Here is a 13,410-nt window from a genome sequence, read left to right as displayed (position 1 = left end):
TCCGATACGGAGACGTTCCGTTTCGTCGGCGCCAGGGTCTATGGTCCTACACGGATACGGAACAGTCTCGTTTCGAAAATGAACGGGGAAGCACATGGACACTCCCGCCACCACCCAGACCGGGCATCCCCGGCGCTGGGCGATTCTCGGAGTGCTGGTCATCAGCCTCCTGGTGGTCGTCCTCGACAACACGGTGCTGAACGTCGCACTGCGCACCATCGCCGACCCGGAGCACGGACTGGGCGCCACCCAGAGCCAGCTCGAGTGGGCGATCAACTCGTACACCCTGGTCTTCGCCGGCCTGCTTTTCACCGCCGGCATCCTGGCCGACCGGCTCGGCCGCCGGGTCACCCTGATCACCGGCCTCGTCCTCTTCGGGATCGCGTCGCTGATCTCCGCCTACGCGGACAGCGCCTCCCAGCTGATCGCCGCCCGCGCCCTGATGGGCCTCGGCGCCGCGGCCGTGATGCCGGCCACCCTGTCGATCATCGCGAACGTCTTCGACCCGCGCGAGCGTGGTCGTGCCATCGGCGTCTGGGCCGGCGCGGTCGGCCTCGGCGTGGCCATCGGCCCGATCGTCGGCGGCCTGCTGCTCGAGCACTTCTGGTGGGGCTCGGTCTTCCTGATCAACGTGCCGATCGTGGTCGCCGGTGTGGCGCTGGTCGCCATCCTGGTGCCGGAGTCGCGTGACCCGAAGCCCGGCCGCATCGACTTCCTCGGCGTGATCCTGTCGATCATCGGCCTCTCCCTGCTCACCTACGGCGTGATCAAGGGCGGCGAGGACGGCTTCGGCGACACCCTGGCCTGGACCACGCTGGCCGGCTCGGTCGTCGTACTCGTCGGCTTCGTGCTCTGGGAGCGGCGGGTCGCGCTTCCCTCGCTGGACGTGAAGCTCTTCGCCAACAAGCAGTTCTCCGCCTCGACCGGCGTGATCGGCCTGGTCTTCTTCGGGGCCATGGGCGCCATGTTCTTCGGCGCGTTCTACCTGCAGCTGGTCCGCGGTTACGGCCCGCTCGCCTCCGGCGCGTTGTTCGTCCCGTTCGCGGTCGCTCAGATGGTCTTCGCCCCGCGCAGTGCCGCGATGGTCAAGCGGTTCGGCCCGAAGATGGTCAGCACCGTCGGCCTGCTCCTGGTCGCGGTCGGCCTGGCGGCCTGGCTGTTCATCGGCGCGACCACGCCGATCTGGATCGTCGGGGCGGCGTTCTTCATGATGGGCGTCGGCATGGCCAACGTGATGCCGTCGGCCACCGAATCGATCATGGCAGCGCTGCCCCGCGAGAAGGCCGGCGTCGGCTCGGCGGTCAGCAACACCATCCGTCAGCTCGGCGGCGCCCTCGGCGTGGCCGTACTCGGCGCGATTCTCTCCTCGGTCTACCGCGACGACCTGGGTGCGGCCACCGACGGCCTGTCGCCGGCGGCGGCCGAGGCCGCCAAGGAGTCCATCTCCGGTGCGTACGGCGTGGCCGAGCAGGCCGGGGCCGCGGCTCCGGCCCTGATCAGCGGCGCCAACGACGCCTTCCTCTCGGCCATGCACTACGCGGCCGTCGGCAGCGTCATCTTCGCCCTGCTCGGCGCGGTCGTCGCCGTGCTGTGGCTCCCCGGCAAGCGCCCCGCGACCGCTCCCGCCCCCACCTCGGCCGAAGGTCTGGCTGAGGAGCAGGGCGTGGAACTGGTCGAGGCGTAGTGCGTCGGCAACAATGAACGCCATGAACACGGCAGTGAACGTGAACGAGACCGCCCAGGAGCGTAAGGCTCCTGGGCGGCCCCGCAGCGCACAGGCCGACGAGGCCATCCTGGATGCCGTGCTCGAGATGCTCAGCTCCGGGCAGAGCGTCGCGGCCATCTCCATCGAGGCGGTCGCGGCCAAGGCCGGCGTCGGCAAGGCCACCATCTATCGCCGGTGGCCCAACAAGGAAGCCCTGATCATCGACGCGGTCGCGGCGATGAAGGGCGCGCTGCCGGTGCCGGTCGGCGAGTCGGTCCGGGACGACCTGATCATGCTGGTCAAGGCCAACCGGTCCGGCAAGGCCAAGCGGTACGGCAAGGCGACGGTGTGCCTGCTCCCCGAGTTCCTCAAGGACGAGGAGCTGCACCATATGTACCAGGCGGTGATCGAACCCCGCCGCGACGTGATGCGGGGGGTCCTGCGCCGCGGGATCGAGAACGGCGAGCTGCGCTCCGACCTGGACGTCGAGCTAAGCCTGCTGATGATCCAGGGCCCCGGCATGATGCAGCACATGCTGAACTGGAACCCGAGCATCCGCGAGGACGGCTTCGCCGAGGCGCTGATCGACGCGTTCCTGCGCGGCGCCTACTCCTCATGAACGAGCCGTTCGAGACCGTCGCCCTCGGCGCGGCACCGCTGGTGACCGCGCCGGACGGCTCGACGGTGCGCCCGCTCTGCGTGATTCCCGGGGCGGGGAGCTTCGCTCATTTCCGGCTGGACGCCGGCGAGGTGGCCAAGGCCGTCGTGCACGCCACGGTCCAGGAGATCTGGTACGTGGTGGGCGGCGCCGGAACGATGTGGCGCCGCCACGGCGACATCGCCGAGACGGTCGACCTGCGCCTCGGTCTGTGCCTGACCATTCCACTGGGCACCGAGTTCCAATTCCGCGCGGCCCCGCTGGTGCCGCTCGAGGTGGTAGCCGCGACGATCCCACCGTGGCCGCTCGCGTCCGACGCCGAGGCGACCGTGGTCGACGGGCCGTGGGAGCCCACCTTCTAGTTTTCGTGCGCCATACAGGTTTATCATCGATGGCCAGCGATGGGAGCGCTCCCATCGCCGCGCTGCCGGGCGTCATCCACCCGCGCCCGGGGCGGCCGTCCGAAGGAGAACCGTCATGGCCTCCCGCACCCTTTCCTGGCTGGTCGCGGCGGTCGCCGCCGCCTTTCTTATGGTCTATGCGCTGCCCTCCGCGCACGCCGACCCGGTCGTCGGCAACGCCACCTACTTCGACGCGCTCGGCGCGCCCTACGGCGGCTGCGGCATTCCCCAGGCCGAACTGGACAGCCAGGACTTCGTCGCCCTGAACGTCTACAACACTCCCGGCGACTACAACTTCTATCCGCGCCCGGTCACCGACGCCGCGAAGATCGGGGCCTGGAACAACGGGCTGAACTGCGGCCGGTTCGTGAAGGTGTCGATCGGTGACTACTGCACCGGGGTCAACGACGGCGCGCAGAACCAGGCGTTCTGCCGCAACGGCTCGTGGGTGGCGGACGCCTACAACGGCGCCACCCTGACGATGATCGTGGCCGACAGCTGCGGCGACTCCAACGCCTGGTGCCGCGACGACCCCAACCACCTGGACCTGTCGAAGCCGTCGCTGAACAAGTTCGCCGCCGGCCTCTCCGACCACTGGAACAACCGGCACGTCAGCTGGGAGTACGTGACCGCGCCGGCGTACAGCGGCGACATCAAGGTCGGCTTCCTGCAGGGCGCCCAGGTGTACTGGCCGGCCATCGCGGTATCCCACCTGGCCAACGGCATCCACGGCGTCGAGTACTACTCGGGCGGCGCCTGGCAGACCGCCAAGATGAACAGCGACATGGGCCAGTCCTACATCCTCGGCGGAACCGCACCCTTCCAGATCCGAGTGCGCGACGTGAACGGCCAGCTGATCAACAACGGCCGGACGTACACCTTCGGCCTGCCGTCCTCCTGCGGAACCCAATGCTCCCAGGCCTACACGGCAACGTCATACACAACAAGCGACGGCGGTACGTCCACCACGTCGCCGACAACCTCTTCTTCCCCGACCCCCTCCGCCTCCACGACCACGCCCGTGCCGACCGGCGCGTGCAGCGCCACCAACACCGTGGTCGGTTCGTGGAACGGCGGCTTCCAGTCCAATGTGACGGTGAAGGCCGGCAGCACGGCCATCACCAGCTGGACCGCCCAGTGGACCTTCACCGGCGGCGAGGTGATCAGCCAGATGTGGAGCGCTTCCTACACCACCAGCGGCAACACGGTTACGGCCAAGAACGTGAGCTGGAACGGCGCGTTGGCGGCCGGTGCGTCCACCACGTTCGGTTACACCGGAAGCGGTACCCCGGCGGCGGTGTCGGTGACGTGCACGACTCCGTAATACTGCCCCGGTGGGACGCGAGGTCAGTTACGAAGACGCGGTAAAGCTCCTCGGCGGCGACGCCGCCAAGATAGCGAAGCTGGTCGACACCCTCACGGGTGTCGGCCTGCTCGCGTTGCTGGGCCCGTTCCGGGACGTGCTGGGCTGGTTCGACGCCAAGGCCGAACTGTCCAAGGTGACCGAACGCCTGATCACCAGCCTGGTGGAGAAGCGCTCCAAGCTGTCCCGCTTCGAGCGCACCGAACGGCTGCAGGCCGCCCACTCGGCGCTCGCGCTGACGGCGTTCTTCGAGGCGATGGCCGAGGCGGAGTGGCCGTTCCCCTACCGCAGCCTCGAACTCACCGCCGAGGAGCAGCGGATGCTGGGCTCGGAGACGAGCCCCGGCCTGGCGGGGGAGTGGCGGGCGCCGGTCCCCGGACCGGCCGAGTCGCACGACGAGTTCCGCGGCCGCCTGCTCGAGTTCTATCAGCGCCTGGTGCCGCGGCTACAGGGTTTCGCCACCCAGCTCGCCGTCTGGGAACGGCTGGACAGCCAGGAGCAGACCGAGGCCGGCGCGGTGCTGGAGACGATGCCGGCGGCGGCCGCCGCCCGGTTCGACAGCCTCCTCGGCAAGCTTGCTGCCGAGTTCCCGGAGGTCGCGTTCTGGGCCGGCATGCGCGAACAGACCGCGGTCCACGCCCGGCTGCGCGACGTCACCACCGGACTCGCCGGGCTGAGCGAGGTCCTCGACCGGATCGCGGCGGGCAGCCTGCCCGACGCCCGCCGTAACGAACTCGCCATGCGCTACGCGGCCGCGCTGCGCCAGCCGATCGCGGCATCCGGCGAGGTGCCGGCCGGGCTGCGAGTGCCGCTGCTGGGGGAGGCCTTCCTGCCCCAGCTGTTCCGGTCCGTCGTGGTCGCCGGTCATGCCCGGCTGAGTAGTGAGGACTGGTGGGAGTTCGAGCCGGTCCGGGACGACCTGATGGCCTTCCTGACCGGGCACCTCACGTCGGTGCCGGCCACCACGGAACCGCTGTTGATCCTGGGCCAGCCGGGCTCGGGTAAGTCGGTGCTGGCCAAGATCCTGGCCGGCGAGCTGCCGCCTACCGACTTCCTGCCAGTGCTGGTCGTCCTCCGCACTGTGCATGCAGCGGCCGACGTCCAGGACCAGATCGAGCAGGCGATTCGGGCCGACACCGGCGAGCGGATAGGCTGGCCGGAATTGTCCCGGTCGTCCGGTACCGCGCTGCCGGTGGTGATCCTCGACGGCTTCGATGAGCTGTTGCAGGCGACCGGCGTCAGCCAGACCGACTACTTGCGTCGGGTGGTCGCGTTCCAGCGTCGCGAGGCCGAGTTGGGCCGCCCGGTCGCGGTGATTGTCACCAGCCGCACCAGCGTCGCCGACCGCGCCACCACCCCGGAGGGTTCAGTCGCCATCCGCCTCGAGCCGTTCGACGATGTCCGGGTGCAGGCCTGGCTCGCCGTTTGGAACTCGGCGAACGCCACCCAGCTGGACCTCGGGACGGTGATGCGCTACCCCGACCTTGCCGGGCAGCCGCTGCTGTTGCTGATGCTGGCGCTCTACGACGCCGAGGGCAGTGCCCTGCGCGAGGCCGGCGACCTGCGAACCGACGAACTCTACGAGCGACTGCTGGCCCGCTTCGCCCGCCGCGAGGTGGAGAAGCTGGCCGACGGCCTGCCGACCCGCGAGCGCGACCAGCGGGTGGAGGCCGAGCTGCGCAAGCTGAGCGTGGTCGCTTTCGCCATGTTCAACCGCGACGCCCAGTGGGTCACTGAGACCCAACTGGAAGCCGATCTTCACGCCCTTCCCGGTCTGACCGGTGCCGTAGCGTCGCAGGCTTCGCCGTCGGACCTGCGAGCACCGCTGCGGCCGTCGGAGCTGGCGCTGGGTTCGTTCTTCTTCGTGCACCGGGCGCGGGCGTCGCGCGACAGCATCTCCTTGGAGACCTACGAGTTCCTGCACGCCACCTTCGGCGAGTTCCTGGTCGCCCGCCTGATCCACGGCATCGTCGGCAGCCTCATCGCCCGCGAGCGCGCATCGACCTTCCCATCCGGTGCGGCCGTGGACGACGACCTGCTCTACACGCTGCTCTCGTTCGCGCCGCTCAGCGGCCGACACCAGGCCGTCGACTTCCTGCGCGGCATCGTGACGGCATCCTCGGATGAACATCGCGCCGACTGGGCGGATCTGGTTGCCCGCCTGTTCCGATCGGCCACCATGCCCCGCCCGCCGCGAGCCTTCGACGAATACGCACCGAAACGCCCGTCGGTGGTGTCCCGGCTGGCCGCCTACACCTCCAACCTGCTGCTCCTGGCGCTGTGCGCGGGAGACACCACGGTGGTGCGACTCTTCGACGACCGGGAGGACGACGAGGATCAGGACTTCGGAGCCTGGCGAAGCATGTGCCTCTTCTGGCGCTCCCAGGATGCCGGCTCCGGGTGGGTCGGCCTGCTGGACCAGGTGGCGGTCAGTCGGACTCGTCGGGGGATTTACGCTGACGTGGGCCTGTCGCTCGACAGCGCCGTGGGTGCCGGCGTCCCGTTGGTCGACATGGGATGGCTGTGTCGAGTCGACAGCTCCGGCACGGACGAACTTGTCGGGTTCGTCGATCGGCTGCAGATGCTTCGCCGGGAAGCCCACTTCACCTGTGATCTCGCGGCCGATCTTCAGCAGCACGCGCTGGAGCCACTGGTCCGGGCGGGACTGGAGATCGCCGGGGACCTGGTCCATGACTCTCCGGAGATTGGCTACGCCAGCGTGCTCAGCAAGTTCATGCAGATCGTGACGGCCGACAAGTTGCCGTTGGTTGAGCGGGAGAAGCTTTACCGGGCGTGCTTGAGATGGTGCGAGGACTATCCGCTCATCGTCGATCACCTGATCCGGCAGATGACGTACGACTCGGAGATCGAAACACCGCTGGTCACCGAGATTCTCGGCCAGCTCAGGGCCGGCACCCATCAGCTCGCGTCCATCCGCTGCGGGCTTGCCCATCTCGACGTGGCCCGTCACCCGGAGGCCACGCAGGAGCTCGCCGAATATGTTGATCATGACCTGGGCAGTGAGGTCGTCAGCTGGACCGAGCTGGAGACTGAGGCCGCTATCCGGATCGCCGAGCTGGAACTTCGTGTCCCGGTGATAACCGAGGCGGAGGCTGAACTAATTCTGTCCGCGCACCGAGCCAAGCGCCCCGATTTCGTCGACCGCATCCGGATCCTGGTCCGAGTCGAGGTCTGAGGGCCCGAGCAAAGCCCGGGCCCTCGGGGATCAGCGTCCGACCTTGACCGGGTTGACGTGCCAGATGCCGGCGGCGTAGTCGCGGACGGTGCGGTCGGCGGAGAAGAAACCGCTTCGAGCCGTGTTCAGGATTGACTTGCGGGTCCACTGGTCGGTGTCCTGCCACGCTGCGTCTACCTGGTCCTGGGCGTCCACGTACGAGCGGTAGTCGGCCAAGGTCAGGTACTCGTCCCAGTTCAGCAGGGACTCGCCTACCTCGCGGCCTATTCCCAGGAACTTGCCGTCCAGGATGGAGTCCAGGGCGTGGCGCAGCTCGGGGTCTCGGTCGTAGTGGTCCCGGGCGCGGTAGCCGTTGTTCTTCAGCGCCGTCGCGGCCGGGGTGTCCAGGCCGAACAGGAAGAAGTTGTCGGCTCCTACCTTGTCCCGGATCTCGATGTTGGCGCCGTCCAGGGTGCCGATGGTCAGGGCGCCGTTCAGGGCCAGCTTCATGTTGCCGGTGCCGGAAGCTTCCTTGCCGGCCATCGAGATCTGCTCGCTCAGGTCGGCCGCCGGGATGATCAGCGAGCCCAGCGTGACGTTGTAGTTGGGTGGGAAGACCACCTTCAGGTACGGGGAGACGGCCGGGTCGGCGTCGATCACCGCGGCCACCGCGTTGATCAGGCGGATCACGTGCTTCGCGGCGTGGTAGGCGGGGGCCGCTTTGCCGGCGAACAGGACCGTGCGGGGAACGTACGCCTGGCCGGGGTTGGCTTTGATCCGGTGGTACATGGTGATGATGTGCAGCAGCTTCAGCTGCTGGCGCTTGTACTCGTGGAAGCGCTTGATCATCACGTCGGTGAGCGACTCGGGGTCGCCGAGGCCGAGGCGGACCTTGTTGGCCTGCTTGACCGCCCGCCAGCGCGAACGGAACGACTCGTCGTCGGCCAGGGCCTCCAGGCCGGCCAGCCGGTCCAGGTCGTTGATCCACTCGTCGCCGCCCAGGCCCTCGCTGATCAGCGACGACAGGGTCGGGTTGGCGATCTTGATGAAGCGGCGCGGGGAGATGCCGTTGGTGACGTTGTGGAACTTGGCCGGCCACAGCTCGGCGAAATCACGCAACGTGGTCGAGGCCAGCAGCTCGGAGTGCAGCTCGGCCACGCCGTTCACCGCCTGGGTGCCGACCACGGCCAGGTTTGCCATGCGTACGCGCCGGTCTGGTTCTTCTTGAATGAGCGACATCCGGCGCACCCGGTCGACGTCGCCGGGGAAGGCCTCCCGCACTTCCGCCAGGAAGTGCTCGTTGATGGTGTAAATGATCTCCAGGTGGCGGGGGAGCAGCCGCTCGAACATCGGGACCGACCAGGTCTCCAGGGCCTCCGGCAGCAGGGTGTGGCAGGTGTAGGCGAACGTCTGCCGCACGATGGTCCAGGCCAGGTCCCAGTTCAGGCCCTCCTCGTCGACCAGCAGGCGCATCAGCTCGGGGATGGCGAGCGTCGGGTGCGTGTCGTTGAGCTGGATGACGGTCTTCTTGGGGAACTCGGACCAGTCGGTGTTGCGCAGCCGGAACCGGCGGATGATGTCCCGCAGCGAGCAGGAGACCAGGAAGTATTGCTGCTTCAGGCGCAGTTCGCGGCCCGACTCGGTGCTGTCGTCGGGGTAGAGCACCTTGCTGATGTTCTCGGCGTGCACGGCCTCGTCGACCGCCTCGGCGTACTGGCCGGCGGAGAAGCGGGAGAGGTCGAACGACGACTCGCTGCCGCGGGCGCGCCACAGGCGCACGATGTTGACCGTGTCGGTGCCGTGGCCGGGGACCAGCATGTGGCTGGGCTCGCCCAGGACGACCTCGCCGGGGATCCAGCAGGTCTTGCCGTTGGCGTCGCGTTCGGTGTGGCCGTAGAAGAAGACGGTCTGCCGGTCGTCGGGGGCCGGGAACTCCCACGGGTTGCCCTGGTACGACCAGTCGTCCGGCTTCTCGACCTGGGCGCCGTTCTTGAACGTCTGCTTGAAGATGCCCAGGTCGTACCGGATGCCGTAGCCGACCGCCGGAATGTCCAGGGTGGCCATCGCGTCGAGCAGGCAGGCGGCGAGCCGGCCGAGGCCGCCGTTGCCGAGGCCGGGTTCGACGTCCAGGCCCTCGACCTCGTCGGGGTCCAGGCCCAGCTGCTTCATGGCGATCCGGGCGATCCGGTCGGTGCCGGAGTAGAGCATGTTCTGCTCGAGTTGCTTGCCGAGGAGGTATTCGGCGGACAGGTAGTAGACCCAGCGGGGGTTGGCGGCGTAGTGCGCGGCGGCGGTGCGGACCCGGCGCTCGGCCAGCCGGTCGCGGACGGTCAGGGCCAGCGTCTCGTACGCGTCCTGCGTGCTCGCCGACTCGACGGTGGTCCCGCGCCGGTAGTAGAGGTTGCTCAGCAGGTCCTGCTCGAACTCGGCAGCCGAGGTGCCAAGCGGGCGCAGGCCCATCCCGTTGCGTACGTCCATGTCCGCACCCTTTCGCAGTCAGGTGTCCGGCAGCTGTCAGTTGTGTGCCGGTTGTAAAGCGATGTCATCGCTGAAAAGCTGGGCGTCATGCGTGCCTCGGCGCTTCGCCGCGTACATCGCCAGGTCTGCCTGGTGAAGTAGATCGGTCACGCTGGTGCCGGTTTTAGGAACCGCGATGCCGATACTTGCGCGGATGTGCAACACCCGGCCATCCACTGTGATCGGTTCGGCAATCGCGGCGAGCAGTTCCTCGGCCACGGCGACGGCGTGCTCGGTGTCGGGCAGCGCGACGGCGAACTCGTCACCGCCGAGCCGGCCCGCGAAGTCGTAGCGTTCCAGAAGCCGGGCCACCGCGACGAGTACGGCATCGCCGTACCGGTGGCCGTGGGTGTCGTTGATCGGTTTGAAGCCGTCCAGGTCGATGAAGAGCACAGCCGGAAGCTGCTCCAGGTTTTCCAGTTCGCCGAGGAACGCGGACCGGTTGATCAGCCCGGTGAGCTGGTCGTGTCGCGCGTCGTAGGCGAGCCGCTCCTGGGCCGCCCGGCGTTCGGTGACGTCGCGGATCGTCGCGACGAAGCCGGCGATCGACGGCTTGTCGCGGAAGTCGCGCAGGGTGATCTCGGTCCACCGCCAGTCGTCCTCCCGGTGCCGCACCCGGACCTGGTAGGTGAGTCCGTCCGGGGAATCGGTCACCCGGTCCAGGGCGTCGACGACGGTGGGGAGGTCGTCCGGGTGCACGTGGAGGGGATAGCCGGCCTCCTGGTCGTAGTAGTCGGGCGGGTAACCGGTGAGCTTCTCGACGGCCGGGCTCAGGTAGGTCGGGGTGCCGTCCGGGGAGAGCACGCAGAGCACGTCGGCGGAGTCCTGCACGAGCACCCGGAAGCGTTCCTCCCGGTCGCGCAGCCGCGTCTCGGCGCCCTCCCGGTCCTCGGCGGTGCGGCCGATCGCCCAGATGAACATGCCGGTGACCACCAGCCCGAGCAGGCCGGCCGCCTGGGCCAGGCCGTTGGGCAGGTAGCTCGGAATCCAGCCGAGGGCGATGCCGGCCTGCCCGGCCAGGATCGCCGCCACCGACCAGGCCGCGACCGGGCGCCACACGGTGGCCCCGATGTTGCGGATCTGGTACGTCACCACCAGCGCGAACACCAGGGGGAGCACCGGTCCCCAGCCGAGCACATAGATGATCCATCCGCACAGCACCACGTTGACCACCGCCGGCGTCGATCGCCAGGGGCTACGTCTCTGCCAGGTCAGGACCTTCGGCTGGTTGAGGACCATGATCAGAACCAGCGGGGCGAGGGTGATCCACAGCGGCGAGGGCCCGGCCCAGCCGTACGGGTGCAGCAACGCGATCACCACGATGGCGATGAACGGCTCGATCACTCCCGCCAGGAAGCGCGGCAGCAGTGTTTTTCGAGGCCTCGTCACGGGGCGTCAGATCGGTCGCCCCCTGAGCAATCCAAGGGGAACCTCACGAGGTGACCAAAGTCCCAAGGGCTCACGTCCCGGCGTCGCCACCCTCACCGTCACGGTGACCGATCAGGGGCAGCCACACATCGTCGACGATCTCGATGATCGACTCGTCCGGCACCGGGCGCAGGGTCATCAGCATGTCGTGCCGGATCAGGTCGAACGGCAGGTTGACCACCCGGGCCGGGCGCGGCCGGGCGGGCACTTCCCCGCGCTCGACCGCGCGGGCCAGGATCGTCTCGAGCCCGGTGTTCCGGCCCGGCGCGCGCAGCGTGTCGCGTAGTTCGCTGAAGCTGGTGCCGCTCTCCCGGAAGTAGTCGTTCAGCTGCACGCTGAGCAGCGTGATCATCCGCGACCGGCCGGCCACGGCACTGCGCAGATAGCCGATCGCGTCATCCCGCAGGTCGCCGAGGTCCGGCACGGTGACCGGCTGCGAGATCCAGAACTTCCGGAGCGTGGCCATCAGCATGTCTTCCCGCTGCGGCCAGCGCCGGTAGAGCACCGGGCGGCTGGTGCCGGCCCGGGCGGCGATCGCCTCGTAGGTGAAACCGGAGTAGCCGTGCTCGGTCAGCACCTCCCAGGCGGCGTCGAGGATCGCGTCCTCCAGCTCGGTGCCCCGGCGTCGCTGCTGCTGTCGCGGCTGCTGATTAAGACTCACTAGCGTATCTTATCGCGCCGACGTACCGTGGCCAATGTTAGATACAGCTGCGTACCTTAAGGTGGCTCCGATGCCCATCGAACGAACCGCACTGCGCACCGCCATCGCGGTGCTCGTCGGCGGCGTCGCGGTGATCCTCGACTCGACGATCGTCAGCGTCGCGCTGCACGAGCTCGCCGCCGACCTGAACGCCGACGTCAGCACCATCCAGTGGGTCAGCACCGCCTACCTGCTGGCCCTCGGCGTGGTCATCCCGGTGGTCGGCTGGCTGCAGAGTCACCTCGGCGCCAAGCGGCTCTGGATGGCGGCGCTCACCGTCTTCCTGCTCGGCTCGGTGCTCTGCTCGTTCGCCTGGGACGCCCCCAGCCTCATCGCGTTCCGCGTCGTCCAGGGCGTCGGCGGCGGCGCCATGATGCCGCTGATGATGACCATGATCATGCAGGCCGCCACCGGCCCCGACCGGGCCCGCCTGATGTCCACGGTCGCGCTGCCGGCCGCGGTCGGCCCGATCCTCGGCCCGGTGATCGGCGGCCTGATCCTCGGCGCCGGCGACTGGCGCTGGCTGTTCCTGGTGAACGTGCCGCTCTGCCTGGCCGGCCTGTTCCTCGCGTGGCGGATGATCCCGGCCGACGCTCCGGGCCGGCGCGTACGGCTTGATGTAGTCGGCCTGGCTTTGTTGTCTCCCGCCCTGGTGGCTTTGCTGTGGGGTCTGTCCAACGTGAGCGGTGGCGGTGGTTTCGCCCAGCTCGACGTGCTGCTGCCGCTGATCGGCGGAGCGCTGCTGCTGGCCGGTTTCGTGCTGTGGGCGCTGCGCCGCCGCGGCGACGCCCTGGTCGACCTCGAAGTGCTGCGGTCCCGCCCCACCTGGGCGGCCACCACGCTGATGTTCCTGTCCGGCGCCTCGCTCTACGGCGCGATGCTGCTGCTGCCGCTGTACTGGCAGGAGCTGCGCGGCGAGACCGCCCTGGCGGCCGGGCTGCTGCTCATCCCGCAGGGGGTCGGGTCGCTGCTGAGCCGCACCGCCGCCGCCCGCCTGATGGACCACGTCAGTGCCCGGTGGGTCGCGCTGATCGGGTTCGTGCTTGTCGGCGTGGCCACCGTGCCGTTCGCGCTGGCCGGCGCCGACACGGCGACCTGGCCGCTGCTGGTGGCGCTGTTCGTGCGCGGCCTCGGGATGGGCATGGTGATGATTCCGCTGATGACGGTCGCTTTCATCGGCCTCGAACGGGAGAAGGTCCCGCACGCCAGCATCGTCACCCGCATCGCGCAGCAGGTCGGTGGCTCGGTCGGGGTGGCCCTGCTGGCCGTCATCCTGGCCACCGCCGCGACCGGCAACTCGCTGGTCTCCGCGTTCGACATCGCCTTCTGGTGGACGGTCGGCTTCACCGCGGTGGCGGTGCTGCTGTCCTTCCTGCTGCCCGGCCGGGTCGCCACCGAGGGCGGCGCGCCGGCCTCGCCGGAACCCGCGCTCGCGCCGGCCAAGGCCTGACCCCGAATCGTGA

Annotated in this window: 9 protein-coding genes; 6 read left to right on the top strand and 3 right to left on the bottom strand. The window is 68.9% G+C overall.

Translation table 11 applies throughout. The annotated features are described in order from the left end of the window. Positions 1 to 94: 94 nt before the first annotated feature. From Ate02nite_RS15185 to Ate02nite_RS15165, 5 genes are all read left to right on the top strand, one after another. On the top strand, positions 95 to 1,684 hold the full coding sequence (locus tag Ate02nite_RS15185; protein ID WP_203805800.1) for an MFS transporter: 1,590 nt from the start codon (positions 95 to 97) through the stop codon (positions 1,682 to 1,684). Positions 1,685 to 1,706: 22 nt separating this feature from the next. After that, complete coding sequence (locus Ate02nite_RS15180; RefSeq protein WP_307873279.1) at positions 1,707 to 2,324, top strand: TetR/AcrR family transcriptional regulator; 618 nt, start codon at positions 1,707 to 1,709, stop codon at positions 2,322 to 2,324. Beyond that, the gene (locus tag Ate02nite_RS15175) at positions 2,321 to 2,725 is read left to right on the top strand and encodes a cupin domain-containing protein (protein ID WP_203805796.1); all 405 of its coding nucleotides are present in this window, start codon (positions 2,321 to 2,323) and stop codon (positions 2,723 to 2,725) included. The genes Ate02nite_RS15180 and Ate02nite_RS15175 overlap by 4 nt, the downstream gene beginning before the upstream one ends. Before the next feature lie 115 nt (positions 2,726 to 2,840). After that, positions 2,841 to 4,088: a cellulose binding domain-containing protein gene (locus tag Ate02nite_RS15170; RefSeq protein ID WP_203805794.1), complete on the top strand. Its 1,248-nt coding sequence runs from the start codon at positions 2,841 to 2,843 to the stop codon at positions 4,086 to 4,088. Positions 4,089 to 4,098: 10 nt separating this feature from the next. Continuing rightward, positions 4,099 to 7,323, top strand: a complete 3,225-nt coding sequence (locus tag Ate02nite_RS15165; protein WP_203805792.1) for an NACHT domain-containing protein — start codon at positions 4,099 to 4,101, stop codon at positions 7,321 to 7,323. A gap of 30 nt (positions 7,324 to 7,353) precedes the next feature. Here the strand turns inward: Ate02nite_RS15165 and Ate02nite_RS15160 are convergent, their stop codons facing one another. From Ate02nite_RS15160 to Ate02nite_RS15150, 3 genes are all read right to left on the bottom strand, one after another. Then, positions 7,354 to 9,780 (bottom strand): glycogen/starch/alpha-glucan phosphorylase, encoded by a 2,427-nt coding sequence (locus Ate02nite_RS15160; protein ID WP_203805790.1) that lies wholly within the window; start codon positions 9,778 to 9,780, stop codon positions 7,354 to 7,356. A gap of 36 nt (positions 9,781 to 9,816) precedes the next feature. After that, complete coding sequence (locus Ate02nite_RS15155; RefSeq protein ID WP_203805788.1) at positions 9,817 to 11,208, bottom strand: GGDEF domain-containing protein; 1,392 nt, start codon at positions 11,206 to 11,208, stop codon at positions 9,817 to 9,819. Between the two features lie 70 nt (positions 11,209 to 11,278). After that, positions 11,279 to 11,908, bottom strand: a complete 630-nt coding sequence (locus Ate02nite_RS15150) for a TetR/AcrR family transcriptional regulator (protein ID WP_203805786.1) — start codon at positions 11,906 to 11,908, stop codon at positions 11,279 to 11,281. A 70-nt stretch (positions 11,909 to 11,978) separates the two neighbouring features. Between Ate02nite_RS15150 and Ate02nite_RS15145 the strand changes: the two genes are divergently transcribed. Then, positions 11,979 to 13,397, top strand: a complete 1,419-nt coding sequence (locus Ate02nite_RS15145; RefSeq protein WP_203805784.1) for a DHA2 family efflux MFS transporter permease subunit — start codon at positions 11,979 to 11,981, stop codon at positions 13,395 to 13,397. Positions 13,398 to 13,410 lie beyond the last annotated feature (13 nt).

Source organism: Paractinoplanes tereljensis, from assembly GCF_016862435.1.
Taxonomy (GTDB): Bacteria; Actinomycetota; Actinomycetes; order Mycobacteriales; family Micromonosporaceae; genus Actinoplanes; species Actinoplanes tereljensis.
Note: the sequence above shows the minus strand (reverse complement) of the source record. Positions and strands in the feature narration are given on the sequence as shown.